This window comes from Sulfurimonas sp. HSL-3221 (assembly GCF_021044585.1).
Taxonomy (GTDB): Bacteria; Campylobacterota; Campylobacteria; order Campylobacterales; family Sulfurimonadaceae; genus Thiomicrolovo; species Thiomicrolovo sulfuroxydans.
Genome location: NZ_CP087998.1, coordinates 769442 through 783196, shown reverse-complemented (window position 1 = coordinate 783196; position 13755 = coordinate 769442). Strand labels below are relative to the sequence as shown.

General features: G+C 59.2%; 15 protein-coding genes. All 15 read left to right on the top strand.

Translation table 11 applies throughout. The features are described from left to right. Position 1 precedes the first annotated feature (1 nt). Complete coding sequence (gene soxY, locus LOH54_RS03925) at positions 2-478, top strand: thiosulfate oxidation carrier protein SoxY (RefSeq protein WP_231020495.1); 477 nt, start codon at positions 2-4, stop codon at positions 476-478. Positions 479-519: 41 nt separating this feature from the next. After that, positions 520-855 (top strand): thiosulfate oxidation carrier complex protein SoxZ, encoded by a 336-nt coding sequence (gene soxZ / locus LOH54_RS03920; protein WP_231020494.1) that lies wholly within the window; start codon positions 520-522, stop codon positions 853-855. A 3-nt stretch (positions 856-858) separates the two neighbouring features. Further along, positions 859-1629 (top strand): sulfur oxidation c-type cytochrome SoxA, encoded by a 771-nt coding sequence (gene soxA / locus LOH54_RS03915; RefSeq protein WP_231020493.1) that lies wholly within the window; start codon positions 859-861, stop codon positions 1627-1629. 11 nt (positions 1630-1640) lie between these two features. Next, positions 1641-3407 (top strand): thiosulfohydrolase SoxB, encoded by a 1767-nt coding sequence (soxB, locus tag LOH54_RS03910; protein ID WP_231020492.1) that lies wholly within the window; start codon positions 1641-1643, stop codon positions 3405-3407. A gap of 179 nt (positions 3408-3586) precedes the next feature. Further along, complete coding sequence (locus tag LOH54_RS03905) at positions 3587-5125, top strand: OprD family outer membrane porin (RefSeq protein ID WP_231020491.1); 1539 nt, start codon at positions 3587-3589, stop codon at positions 5123-5125. 13 nt (positions 5126-5138) lie between these two features. After that, positions 5139-6047, top strand: a complete 909-nt coding sequence (locus LOH54_RS03900) for an MBL fold metallo-hydrolase (protein WP_231020490.1) — start codon at positions 5139-5141, stop codon at positions 6045-6047. Continuing rightward, complete coding sequence (locus LOH54_RS03895) at positions 6040-6417, top strand: thioredoxin fold domain-containing protein (RefSeq protein ID WP_231020489.1); 378 nt, start codon at positions 6040-6042, stop codon at positions 6415-6417. Before LOH54_RS03900 ends, LOH54_RS03895 begins: the two co-directional genes overlap by 8 nt. A 1-nt stretch (position 6418) precedes the next feature. Next, a complete protein-coding gene (locus LOH54_RS03890) occupies positions 6419-6850 on the top strand; it encodes a DsrE family protein (RefSeq protein ID WP_231020488.1) in 432 nt (143 codons plus the stop codon). Positions 6851-6860: 10 nt separating this feature from the next. After that, the gene (locus LOH54_RS03885) at positions 6861-7787 is read left to right on the top strand and encodes a DUF302 domain-containing protein (protein ID WP_231020487.1); all 927 of its coding nucleotides are present in this window, start codon (positions 6861-6863) and stop codon (positions 7785-7787) included. A 192-nt stretch (positions 7788-7979) separates the two neighbouring features. Then, a complete protein-coding gene (locus LOH54_RS03880) occupies positions 7980-8441 on the top strand; it encodes a DsrE family protein (RefSeq protein ID WP_231020486.1) in 462 nt (153 codons plus the stop codon). A gap of 49 nt (positions 8442-8490) precedes the next feature. After that, entirely contained in the window at positions 8491-9801 is a 1311-nt protein-coding gene (locus LOH54_RS03875; RefSeq protein WP_231020485.1) for a hypothetical protein, read from the top strand. Positions 9802-9890: 89 nt separating this feature from the next. Continuing rightward, positions 9891-10166 (top strand): hypothetical protein, encoded by a 276-nt coding sequence (locus tag LOH54_RS03870; protein ID WP_231020484.1) that lies wholly within the window; start codon positions 9891-9893, stop codon positions 10164-10166. A gap of 9 nt (positions 10167-10175) precedes the next feature. Continuing rightward, on the top strand, positions 10176-10844 hold the full coding sequence (locus LOH54_RS03865; RefSeq protein WP_231020483.1) for a carbonic anhydrase: 669 nt from the start codon (positions 10176-10178) through the stop codon (positions 10842-10844). After that, the gene (gene acpS / locus LOH54_RS03860) at positions 10841-11200 is read left to right on the top strand and encodes a holo-ACP synthase (RefSeq protein WP_231020482.1); all 360 of its coding nucleotides are present in this window, start codon (positions 10841-10843) and stop codon (positions 11198-11200) included. The genes LOH54_RS03865 and acpS overlap by 4 nt, the downstream gene beginning before the upstream one ends. Before the next feature lie 7 nt (positions 11201-11207). After that, entirely contained in the window at positions 11208-13577 is a 2370-nt protein-coding gene (locus LOH54_RS03855) for an AAA family ATPase (RefSeq protein WP_231020481.1), read from the top strand. The last annotated feature ends 178 nt before the right edge of the window (positions 13578-13755 follow it).

Sequence of the window (13755 nt, the reverse complement as noted above, 5' to 3'; positions counted from 1 at the left end):
CATGCAAAGAAGAAGTTTCTTACAACGTATCGGTCTGGCCGCAGCGGCCACGGCAGCAACAGCAACCCTCACCCCGCAGAGCCTGCTCGCGGCGGAAGCGCCCAAAGGGCCCAACACGATGGACATCGACGCGGCCCTTAAGGCCATTACCGGCGGCAAGGCCGTGACACCTTCAAAGAAAGTGCACCTGAAAGCGCCTGAGATCGCGGAAAACGGTGCCGTCGTACCCGTCACCATCGAGGTCGACTCTCCGATGACACCGGATGACTACGTCAAGGCAATCCACGTCTTCGCCACCAAAAACAGCAACGTCCGCTGTGCCGATATCATGCTGACACCGGCCAACGGCGCAGCCATGTTCGCGACACGTATCAAGCTCGGCAGTTCCCAGGACGTCCTCGTCGTCGCCGAAACCAGCACCGGCGAATTCCTCAGCGCGAAACAGAGCGTCAAAGTCACGATCGGCGGCTGCGGCTGATCGCCGCTTTAGACCCGAGTATCATCAAAAAAGGATAGACAATGGCAGAAAGAAAATCACTGATCAAAATCAAACCGAAAAAGTTTAAGAGCGGCGACGTCGTCAAGGTCAACTTCATGGTCATGCACCCGATGGAAACCGGGATGCGCAAAGACAAGAAGAGCGGCAAGATCGTGCCCGCCGATTACATCACCGAGGTGAAGTTCTTCTTCAACGACACCCCGTTCACGACAATGCAGGTCTGGGAATCCGTTTCGACGAACCCGGTCTTCACGATCAACTTCAAAGTGCCCGCTGCAGGGACACTGAAAGTCGTCTACAAGACCAACACCGGCGAAGTCCAAGAGAAGTCGAAAAAACTCAAACCGAAAGGCTGAGCCATGAAAGTTACATCAATCATTGCGGCCACCCTGCTTTGCGGGACGCTGGCCATGGGCGGCGAGCAGTTCGCCATGAGCGACGCCGACCGCGCGCTCTATGCGGAACTGCTGGAGAACAACCCGGCGGAGATGGACGTCGAATGGGGCGGCGAGCTCGTCGATGAGAACTGCGGCGGCGACGCCGGCCTGGCAAAGTTCCTGGGCGTTTCCGAAGCGAAGCTCCCCGCGTACATTGCCGGCTTCCCCCGCTATATCAAACAGTTTGATGCCGTCCTCGGTATCGACCAGGTGATGCAGGCGCTGATGGCCGAGAACGGTCACAAGCCGTTCAAGCTCAGCAGCAAAGAGATGTTTGCGATGCTGGCCTACGCCAAATCGCTGGCCAACGAGGAAGCGGTGGCGATCGACGTCAACGCCAACCCGCAGATGAAGGCGGCCTATAAACTGGGCGAAGAGGTCTTTATGACAGCGCGCGGCGGCCGCGGGCTTTCGTGCAACAGCTGCCACTCCGCCGACATCGTCGGTTCGGTACTGCGCACCCAGCCCCTGCCGGACCTGGGCGAAGCCGGCGCCGGTGCGACCTGGCCCGCGTACCGGATGACGAAGTCCTCCCTGCGCACCCTCCAGCGCCGCTTCCAGGGGTGTATGAAAAACGCCCTGCTGGCGGTGCTCCCGATCGGTTCGGATGAGATGGTGGGCCTTGAGGTCTATGTCACCACTCTCGCGAAAGCCAAGAACAAAACGATCGCGATCCCCGGCCTGAAACGCTAAAGGACAGATGAATGGATATTTCAAGAAGAGACTTTCTGCAGATCGCAGCGGCCCTGGGACTGGTGACGGTTTCCAACGGCTACGCGACGACCGTCGGGGGGAAAAACCCCGCGGACATCTCGCTTGCGGATCTGTATGACTTCAAAGAGACGGGCAATGTGACCCTGCTGCACATCTGTGACCTGCATGCGCACATCAAGCCCCTCTACTGGCGCGAGCCTTCGACCCTGATCTCGGCGCCGAACCTCGTGGGGACGCCCGGTTTCCTCTGCGGCGAAGCTTTTGCCAAGCACTACGGGCTGGAGCCCAGCTCCCTCGACGCCTACTTCGACACCCACATGGATTTTGCCGCCCTGGCGCGCAAATTCGGGAAGATGGGCGGCATCGCCCACATGAAGACCCTGATCGACGAGGTCGAACGCCAGCGCGGCAAGGAGAAAGTCCTGCTGCTCGACTCCGGCGACACCTGGCAGGGCACCGGCGTCGCGCTGAAGACAGAGGGCGAAGCGATCGTCAAGGCCCAGAACTACCTCGGCGTCGACGTCATGGTCGGCCACTGGGAGTTCACCTACGGCAAAGAGCGGGTCAAGGAGCTCATTGACAAACTCGATGCGAAGTTCGTCTCCCAGAACATTATCGGGGACGACCCCTTCTCCGAAGAGTACGAAGAGCTCATTTTCGAGCCCTATACCATCGAAGAGCGCAACGGGGCGAAGATCGGCATTATCGGCCAGTCTTTCCCGTTCACCTCGACGGCGAACCCGAAAGAGTTCACCGAGGGGTGGAGCTTCGGGCTGCGGCTTGACACGCTGCAGGAGTATGTCGACGAGCTGCGCGAAGAGCACAAGGTCGACTGTGTCGTCGTGCTGTCGCACGACGGTTTCAGCGTCGACCAGGAGGTGGCACGCAAGGTCCACGGGATCGACTTTATCCTCAGCGGCCATACGCACGACCCCTCCCCGAAGCCTATTGTCATCGACGGCACGGTCATCGTCATCGCAGGCAGCCACGGCAAATACGTCGGGCGCCTCGATATCGATATCCGGGACCACAAGGTCAAAGGGTATGAGTACAAGCTCATCCCGGTCGCGTCGAACATCATTCCGGCGGACCCGGTGGGTGAGAAGCTCGTTGCGGAGCTCTATGCTCCCTTTGACAAGGAGTTCAATGAAGTGCTCGGGAAAACGAAGGGGCTGCTCTACAAGCGCGACACCTTCTTCTCGACCTTCGATCAGCTTATCAATGACGCGATCATGGATGAAATGAAATGCGACATCTCCTTCACGCCGGGCTACCGGTGGGGGACAACGGTCCTTCCGGGAGACGACATTCTGATGGACAACGTCTACGAGATGTGCGGGATCACCTATCCCAACGTCTACACCTTCGAGCTGAAGGGCGAACGTATCGCCAACCTGCTTGAAGATATCGCCGACAACGTCTTCAACGCCAACCCGCTCTATCAGCAGGGCGGCGATATGAGCCGCCTCGGCGGGGTGACCTACGACATCGCCGTCGGCAACGCCCGCGGCAAGCGTATCAGCAATCTTCTTGTGGGGGGCAAACCGATCGATCCGAAGCGGACCTATGTCGTTTCGTCATGGGGAGGCAACCTCCAGAATGCGGGCGAGAATCTCCAAAAAGAGAAAATCCGTCCCGTCTATGATGTCGTCCGTGACTATATCCGCCGCAAAAAAGTGGTGGATGTCAGCAATGCGGGCAATGTCAAGCTGCTGGATTACGATTGCGGCTGTCCTTCCAAGGGGGGAGGCTGCTGAGAGATTGCACGGTCGGCACCGTCACGGTGTCGTGGGAGTAGGTGTCTAAGGACAAGACGGCGGCAGCTGCTACCTGCCGCCAGCCAGTGATAGTGTCACGGGGACATTCGTTCATCACCAGTGACATTATCTCTCTTTTACATTGAAAAAAGGATGAGTAAATGGCTAATATTAAATCAATGAAATTCATTTCGACTGCCGCCGCGGCCGCGCTGGCCTGTACATTGACGAGCAGTGCTTCTGCCGCCGACGGCGAAGCATTCACGCCCAAGCGCTCCCTGAAGGGGAACATGATGGAAGTCTACAACGTGCTCCCCGGCAAAGCGGATACCATCACCGATATGTTTGCCAAGGGCGTCGTCTACGGCCGTCTGCGCGTTAACTCCTTCAACTGGGACTGGAAAAACGACGATACGGCGCAGACGAAGAACAAGGACAACCGTGCCCTGGGGCTCGGCGGTAACCTGATCTACAAAACCGCGTCCCTCTACGGCCTGAGCGCCGGTGCGGGTCTGTACTATACCGACGAACCGTTCCCGGGCGAGCGTATGTCCGAAGCTAACATCGGCTACCTCAAGGCGGGCAAGGATACGACCAGCCGCTACAACGTCAACCGCCTCGGCAACTACGGCTTTGCGACGCTGGCGCAGGCCTATGTCCAGTATGACATTTCCAAAACCTCCTTCGTCGCCGGCCGTCAGATCTTCGAGAGTTTCCTGACCAAGTCCAACGACACGAAGATGATCCCGAACACCTTCGAGGGTTACTCCTTCACGACCAAAGAGCTCCCGCAGACACGGATCCGCGGTGCCTGGTTCTACCAGCAGAAGCTGCGCGACCATGAGACCTTCCACGACGTCCTCACTTTTGATGACTCCAACACGAGCGTCAAAACGCAATGGAACGGCAATGACGACTCCGCGGTCCACAAGGGTCTGAGCGTCAACAACTTCCGTGCGGCGGGTAAGGACATCACCCATTCGCTGATCGTCGCCGACGTACAGAACAAATCAATCAAGAACCTGCAGCTCGACCTGACCTACGGCGGCGTCCCGGGCGTCGTCAGCTCCCTGACCGGTGAGATCAACTATGCCATTCCGCTCGGAGGCTGGAAGATCACGCCGGGTGCCCGCTACATGAAACAGATGGACGACGGCGGCGGTAAGGTCGGTGGTGCCTCCCTCAAAGGGACCCTCGTCGACTGGACCGGCGGTACGGCCGTCTTTGACAACACCAAGGGTTACGATACCCCTGACAGCCTCGACTCCAGCCTCTGGATGGCGCGTCTCGTCGCGGAAACCGGCCCGCTTAAAATGATGGTCGCCTACTCCGCCGTCGCCGACGAAGCGGATATTGTCGCGCCGTGGCGCGGCTTCCCGACCGGCGGCTACACCCGTGCGATGGCGCAGTACAACTGGTACGCCAATACCAAGACGACTGCCGCGCAGGTCAACTTCAACTTCGACAAGGCCAACCTGGTCTCCGGTCTGAGCGCGATGGTCCGTTACGCAATGCAGGACTTCGACGAGGACAAGCAGGCGGCCGGTGTACAGGCGGACAGCAATATCATCCATATCGACCTGATCGAAAAGGTCAAAGCTGTTCCGGGCCTGGAAGCCAAAGTCCGCATCGGCCTGGTCGATGCCAAAGATCGTGAAGCGGGGTATGACAAAGACTCCTACAACGAATACCGCTTCGAGCTGAACTACCTCTTCTAGGAAGGATTGACAGATGAAAATGCTCTGGACTGTGTGGCTTAGCATCACATCGGCAGTGGCGTTCGAGTACCATCTCGAACCGGTCAGTGTCGACCGGGGCATCTACTGTTTTTTCGGAAAACCGGAGGTGATGAACAGCGTTAACAACGGCAACATGGTCAACAGCTGCTACGTCGATACCGGCCACCGCTGGCTCGTCATCGACAGCGGCCCGACCTACGCCTATGCCAAAGAGGCCGCCGAGATCATGCAGCGCATCAAGGCACAGAAGACCGGCCCGGTCATCGACACCCATGTGCACGACGACCACTGGCTGGGCAACGGCTATTTCGCAGCCCGGGGTGCCGAGGTGATCGGTCCCCGCCTCTTCAAAAAGGCGGTCAGCCTCACGGAAAAGACGCGGATGCAGCAGCGCATCAGCCCCGAAGCCTATGAAGGCACGGAAATTGCGCTGCCGACCCGCTACGTCGACACCAACGAAACCCTGCGCATCGACGGCGAGGATATCCGGATCATCCGCCTCACCCGCCGCGCCCATACCGCAGAAGACCTTCTGGTCTATTTCCCCTCCCGGCAGACGCTGTTTGCCGGGGACCTGGTCTTCAACGACCGTATCCCCTCCCTGCGCGACGGCGACCTCCACGGATGGATCGCCGCGCTGGAGATGATACGGGCAATGCCGCTGAAACACATCATCGGCGGCCACGGCAAAAGCACCGGCAAAGACGCACTGCAGATGACCTATGTTTACCTGACGCAGCTGTGCGACCGCGTGCGCGATGCCATCGACGATGGGATCGGCATCGCCGAAGCCACCAAAACGATCCGCCTCGACGCTTTCCGCAGTGTCGCCCTCTATGATGCGATGCATGCGCAAAACGTCGAGGTGGCCTACCGGATGCTGGAGTGGGACGATGAATAAGCTTCTCTGGCTGCTGCTGCCACTGCTCGCCGACGCCGTCGACTGGCGCAGCTGGGAACAGGGCAAGGCCGAAGCGCACGAGAGCGGCAGGAACATCCTGGCCGCCCTCGTGCGCGACGACTGCCACTACTGCCACGACATGGAGCAGGCCGTGTTCAACGATGCGGCTATGAGCCGCTGGGTCGAGGGGTGCTTTGTCCCGGTCAAAATCAACCTCTCGAAGCGGGGCGTTCCCTTCGAAGCAAGAGTCGCGATGACCCCTACCTTCGTCATCCTTCAGCCCGACGGCAGCATCATCAAAACCGTCCCGGGCTCCTGGAACCGGGAGGATTTCACCGCACTGACCGCTTCGGCGTGCACAAAGGAGTAACATGCGTTTTCTGATCATTTTGCTGGCCTGGGGCCTCTGGCTGAACGCCGATACGGAGTTCGCCGATCCCAAACCGGCCCTTGATAACCCCCGCCAGGTCGTTTTCTCGGTGACCGAAGGGACTGACGAGGCGATCAACCATGTCCTCAGCTCCGCCAACAACGTGCTGAAGTTCTACGGCCCCGAAAAGGTCCAGATGGAGATCGTCGCCTATTCGGGAGGGATCCGTACCCTGCTCAAGAACAACCCGAAAATTGCGGAACGGGTGCGCACTCTGATGCTGTACGACGTCACCTTTGTCGCCTGCGGCAACACCATGCGCACCAAAAACATTACCGAAGACCAGCTCATCGACGACGTCGAAGTCGTCACCGCCGGCATCGTCGAGATGATCGAACGGGTCAAAGAGGGCTGGGTCTATATCAAACCGTAAGGATTACACCATGATGAAACACATACTGTTTTTACTCTTTTCGACCGTGATCGCACTGCATGCCCAGGGCGACCTGCGGATTTTCAGCGTCGATAACGACCCCAAGAGCGATCTGCCGCAGGTGATCGAACGTTCACTTGCAGCCAACGGCTTCACCATCGCCGCCAATACGGAGATGAACAAACCGTTTAACATCCAGTTCCAGCAGAGCGACTTCGACGTCTTTTACCTGCTGACGGCCTACCATACGGACCTCTCCCGTACGCTCGTCGTCAAGTATCCCGATGCCGGCATCTTCGTGCCGATGGGCTTCGGGATCTACCAGCACAAAGGCGAGAAGCAGCTGCACGTCTCCGTCCTGACGGCTGAAGCGATGGCCAAGATCATCGGCCTTCGCAGCGTCGACCCGATCCTGAAAAAGATCGAGGCGGCGGCGCTAAAAGCCCTGGAATCAGCAATGCCGAAGGCCTCCGTCGCGATCGAGAACGAGAACCCGCTCCCGGCGTCGGGACCGCTGGTTTCGACCTACAGCCTCGAAGTCGAAGAGGATGAGTACGATGACGTTAAAGAGGAACTCGCCATGGGAATCCAGGGCGGTCTCAGTCCCAAAGGGTTCGTCCTCTCCAACACCCTCGATTTCGAAATGGTCGTCGGGGAGGATGAGAGTATCGACAACCCCTTCGATTTCTACGACACCTACTCCATCTGCAAGCTGAAGGTGATCTACAACGTCGCCAAGACGCGCCCGCAGGCTTCGGCCTTCGCGCCCTGTACGATGATGATGTACAAGAAAAAAGGGGACGACAAGATCGTCATCGGTTTCCCCGGCGTCTACAACTGGATGAGCAGCGCGCGCGTCCAGGATGACGAGGCCAAGGCCGAACTGATGAAAGCACAGAACGATTTTGAAACGCTGCTGGGCGATCTGACGGAGTAATCCCTCCGTCCGGTCCCCGGGGCTGCCTGCAGATTCGGCTCCCCTCCCTGCCGAACTGGTTTGATTCATTCTTCTACTCCTACGTTTGTTCCGTCCCAAACCGCAGGCAGCCTCGGGGACCGGACACTAAACGCCCCTTTTTACATAGTTTTTACTTTCCCCCGGTATGATGCACTCCACCAAGGAGACTGTATGAAAAAACTCTTTCTCATCCTGCTGACCGTCCTCTCGCTCTTTGGCGCGGAGAACCCCAAAGTCGTCATCGACCTGACCACCGGCGACATGCACACCTTTGAGCAGAAGATTCTCAAAGGGATCGTTGCCCACAAGACCTATTTTGAGAACCAGCTCAAAGAGCTCGATGTCGCCGTTGTCATCCACGGCAACGCCTACAAGTTCTTTCTCAAAGAGCCGGCGCACTTCGACTTTGCCAAAGATCCGGAACTGCTCAAAGCCGCCCCGGAACTCGCCAAGCGCATCGCCGCCCTTGCCGAGACCTATGACGTGGCGTTTCTGATGTGCCGGGCGGGGATGACCAAGAAAAAAATCGACGCCAAAGATATCTACCCCGGCATCGCGACCGTCCTCAACGCCGGTGTCGGCCTGATCGAAAAACAGAACGAAGGATACGCCTACCTCCCCGTCGCCGACTGAACGGCTTATTGGCTTTCTTGAAGTACAATAGGAGTTCAAGGAAGCGCCCATGAACCCCTATCTTCTCCCGGCACTGCTTCTGAGCGCAGCGCTGCTCTTCGCCGTTCCCGTCCCCAAAGCGACCGACGATCCCGCAGTGAACCTCACCCGTTACCTCACCTACCGCTCCGAGGGCAGGATCACCCCCGAATGCCACGCGGAGCGCACGCAGTTTGTCTGCCGGGCACAGCGTCAGAGGATCGAAGAGCGCGATGCCAACCGCACCTCCGTCACCGCCTTCAAGGCGGCGACCGCATCGTTCAACGAGGCGCTGGGGGTGCTGCTGCACAAAGAGGCCTTTGACGCCGCGATGAAGGAGGTGGAGGAACTTGAACGTCTGCAGCGGCAGCACCTTGCCGCCGAAAAACCCTATTTCGCCCCGCCCTCAACCCCCCGAAAAGATGCGCTGGAACGGGCCCTTGTCGGCAATCTCGAAGAGCTTGACGTCTCGGATTTCGACTACGACCAGTACGATCCCCAGGCCCATCTGCACATCGATACCCTCCATTTCGCCAACAGGATGAAGCGGACGGCGAAGGGGGCCGCCTTCGCCGAACGTGTGCTCGGAAACGTCTCGCTCGATTACGCCGGGGCCACCCTCGAGACGAACGAGACGGAGAGCAGCTACGCTGCGGCCCCCTACCTGCTCGAAGCCTGGTTCGACACCAACGACACCGTCAGGGCCGATTATGTCGGAAAGAGGCTGCATACCCTTTACGCCGAGCAGCTCGCCTCCCCGTTTTCCGGCCACCTGTCACTTGAGACCTCCTATGAGGGGAACGATACCATCGACAGCCGTTTCACCTCCCGCAACGACAACGCGAAAGGGAACCACGACACCCTGACGCTGCACGTCACGCTGCGCAACGCCTCGGCCCTTTTTACCCCGGCAAGGAAACCGCCGCATTCGGGTACCCCCGACCTTCTTTTCAAGGCCCTGCATGCGTTAAGCAGCGCCGACGGCCGCGCCTACCGCACCCTGCTCGGCAAAGACAAACGCTTCGCCGCCTACATCGGCCAGTACGACACCCTGCTGCACCGTGCCTTCGAACGCAAACGCACAAAGTTCGCCTACAGTCCCGCCCTGACGCGCTGGCTCACCGAGGCGGAATCGGCCTTCTCCGCCCTGCTCATGGGCCGGGCCGACACCCTGGAGATCAACGTCACGAACCGCAGCGGCCAGAGTACCCTGCAGCTTTTCAGCCTGTTGATCGGGCAGTTGACAGCCCTCCCGTCCTCCCCGGACCGCCGCCCCGATCTGGAGAAGATCTTCGCCGACACCGCCGCAACCCACCTGGAGGTCAGAATCGAAGCACGTTGAGCTCACCGGCCGCGAAACGCCCCCGTGATTTGCTTCCTTCAAAAGAGTTGCAGTATAATCAACCCAAAGATCAACGGCAGAGGATTCCTATGGCAGCACCATGCATTGATGCGGACTACAAAGGCGAAGAGCGCTACACCAAAATCACACTGGCTTACGATACGGAAGAGCAGTATAAAGAGATCAATGCCGCCCTGGCCCAGATCCACGAAGAGCACAAGCTCGACCGCAGTGTCTACCTGACCGAAAGTGCCGGCGGGCGCAAACTGATCGTGGTGGAGTATCACGACGATTACGACCGCGAAGCAGGCGCCATCTTCGAGAAACTGATGAAGATGCTCAACATCGAGCGCTGTCAACTCTGATCACCTCCCATGCAGACATACGCCGAAGGGAACGAACTCTTTCAACAGGTCTATTTCAAAGAGCATGAAGCGGAACTGCTCCGCCTCGCCAAGGAGGGGCAGAGCCCGAAAGCCCTCTTTATCGGCTGCTCCGACTCCCGTGTCATCCCCGACCTGATGATCCAGAGCAAACCCGGTGACCTCTTTGTCATGCGCAACGTCGGCAATTTCGTTCCCGTCTACAAGCCCGACGAAGATTTCCATGCCACCGCCACGGCAATCGAATATGCCGTCAGCGTCCTCAAGGTCTCCGAGATCATCATCTGCGGCCACACCCATTGCGGCGCCTGCCAGGCACTCTACGAAGAGATCAGCGACCCCGGGCTTATCCACACGCGCAAATGGCTCTCCCTGGGGATGAAGGCGAAAGAGAACGCGGTCGCCACCCTGGGAATGGACGGGGACCGTGAAACGCTGCTTCGCCTCACCGAGCAGCTCTCCATCCTCTCCCAGATCGAGAACCTCCTCACCTACCCCTATGTCAACAAACTGGTCAAAGAGGAGAAGCTCTTTATCCACGGCTGGTACTACGATATCGAAACGGGCCACATCCGCTACTACGACCCCGAGAAAAAAAGCTTTGTACCGCTGAGCGACCTCGGCAAACAGCACCAGATCGACGACTACGAGCAGCTATGATCGGTATCGACCTCGTCAAGATCGAGCGCATCGAAGGGATGATTGCGCGTCACGGCGAGCGGGCGCTGCAGCGCTTTCTCTCCCCCGATGAGATCGCCCTCGTAGGGAAGCCCCATACCGCCGCAGGTTTCTGGGCCGCCAAGGAGGCCTGCGCCAAAGCGCTGGGGTGCGGCATCGGCGGCGAATGCGGCTTCCATGATATCGTCATCACCAAAACCGGCCGCGGCGCCCCCCAGCTTGCCCTCTCCGAGACGGTCCGCGAACGTTTCGGCATCACCGACGCTTCCCTCTCCATCACCCACGACGGCGGCTTCGCCATCGCCGTCGTTGCACTTGAAGGCAAAAACTCCCTATAATAGTCGTATGAATACGACACCCCAGACCTTTCCCGCAACGATCGGCCAGGAAAAACCGGCAGCACTGCTGGAGCAGTGGTTGGGGCGGTTCGGACAATGCCCCCATTTCGGGGGCGTCGCCGACCTCCTCGTCATTGCCGGGCCTCCCGCTTCCGGGAAAAAGCTGATAATGCTGCAGACCCTGGCCCGTCTGGGGCGCGAGCGTCTGCACCTGCACATGGGGGAGTTCGCCTTCGCCGACGATGCCGAACGGCTGCTGGGGACGAAGGGCATTCTGACGCGCTGGGTCACCGAACATCCGGAGGGGGCGATTGTCTTCGAGGACATCGACGAGGCCGATCATGCGATTCAGCGCGCCGTCGCCGCCATCATTACCGACGGCGCGCCGGGGGCCCCGGAACGGTACGGCCGTACGCTCTTCGTGCTTCTTTTCAAGATCAAATCCCCCGAATGGATCGGTAAGCAGTTCCTCGGCCGCTATTACGACCAGCCGCTGCTGGAGCAGGCCCATCTCTACGAAGGGCTGGCAACCACGGGAATGCCCGATGAGAGCGGCATCCTCCGTGCGCTTTTCGACCCGGAACTTCTCAACGTCATGAGCGAAACGGATCTCATCCTCCTCTACCCCCACGACCTGCAGACCCTTCGGGCCATCACCGAACAGATCCTGCACACCGCAGCCGCGCGCTGGAACGCGGTCAGGCCCGTTCCCCTCGAAGTGCGGCACCCTTCCGAACTTGCCCTCGCACTGCTGCTCTCCTTCTCCCCCTACCTCAATACGACCCGGGTCGCGCACCGTCTTCCGGCCTATCTCTTCGATCTCGCCGCTGCGGACATGCCCGAAACGGGCCGCATCGTTCTCGACGTCTCCAAAGATGCGCGCAACTGGCTGCGCAGTGCCTTCGCCGACGAATCGGACCTGAAAGCCTTCGGCAAATACGACCGCCGTTTCAGCCTGAACTGGGAACGCCACGACAGCAAAGAGGGGACGGAACTGCGCCTGCGCGACATTGAAGAGCACTCCCAGGAGATCACCCCGCTGAGCGCGCAGGGCGACCGCCTGACCATCCACCCGGTGGGCCGCACCGGCTTCGACGCCATCGCCGGTCAGAACCGCGTCAAACAGCAGCTCGCATCCCTTGTGGCGCTGCTGCATAACGACCGGGGACTGAAAACCTTCGGGATCACCCTCCCCAAAGGCCTGCTGCTCTACGGCCCCGAAGGGGTCGGCAAGACCCTGCTCGTCAAAGCCTTTGCCAAGGAAGCCGGCCTCCCCTATCTCTACCTGCGCGGCAGCGACCTCTTCAACGAGGAGCTGATCGAGGCGGCATTCCAGCGGGCCCGCCAGGCCGCCCCGCTCCTGGTCATTCTCGACAATGTCGACGTCAAGGGGATCATCGAGGGCACCTACACGCCGATTCCGACCGAAGCGCTGGACGCGGCGATCGACGGGAGTCCGGACTCACCGGAAAATTTCGTCTTTACCGTCATGACGGCGCAGCACAAAGAGGAGGTGCCCGTCGCGCTGATGCATCCGGGCCGCATCGACCAGTTCGTGGAGGTGCCGGAACTCGACAGGGAAGCCCGGCTCTTTTTCGCCAAACAGCTCCTCGAAAAACCCCATGAAAAGATCGACATCGAACGTATTACCCGCTATATGAGCGGCATGAACGGCTACGAGCTCGGCCGCATCGCCAAAGCCTGTGCGCTGGAAGCGATCAAGCAGAACAAAGCCACACTGGACGAACAGATCATTATTGACCAGATCAACACCATCAAATACGGCAGCCGTCTTGAGAAGAAACGCCTCAAGAACTTCGAAGAGGACCTGCGGCGCAGTGCCTACCACGAAGCCGCCCACGCCGTCACCTCCATGGTGCTCCTGCCCGAGGTCGAAATCGAACAGGTTACCGTCATTCCCCGCAGCGAGACCCTCGGGCTCGTCTCCTATACCCAGGAGCAGCTTCAGGCAAACATGAGCGCGGATGAACTGCGCGCCAACATCGCCGTCTCCCTGGCGGGACGACTGGCGACCGTCAAACAGTACGGCGAGGGCGAAGGGATCGAAACGGGAGCCTATAACGATCTGCAGCAGGCGACCCTCTACGCCTACAGCGCCGTCGCCCAATACGGCATGGACAGCCAGCTGCAGAACATCAGTATCGAGATGCTGCAGCAGAATGTCAGCAACACGCTCTATGACAGCCAGCTGCAATCGCGCATTGCCGTCTGGATCGCAGAGGGTACCGCCCGGGCCAAAGAGGTCATCGATGCGCACTGGGCGCTGATCGAGACCGTTGCCCAGCGTCTTATCGCCGTCGAATTCATCGAGGGGAGCGAACTCAAATCCCTCCTAAACGCCCCTCCCACCGCCTAAAAAAGAGCCTCTTCTCACGCCCTTTGCGGCAGCGCTTTTCGCAAGTTCAATTTTGTGTTTATCAGTTCTTAAGCTCTCAAGGAATAATATTTAGTTATGGAAGAAACGAAACGGTTTGGCTTTAGAAGCCAATAGGCACAGGGGAAACACATCGTGATCTTACGCTGTCCCTGCCCCT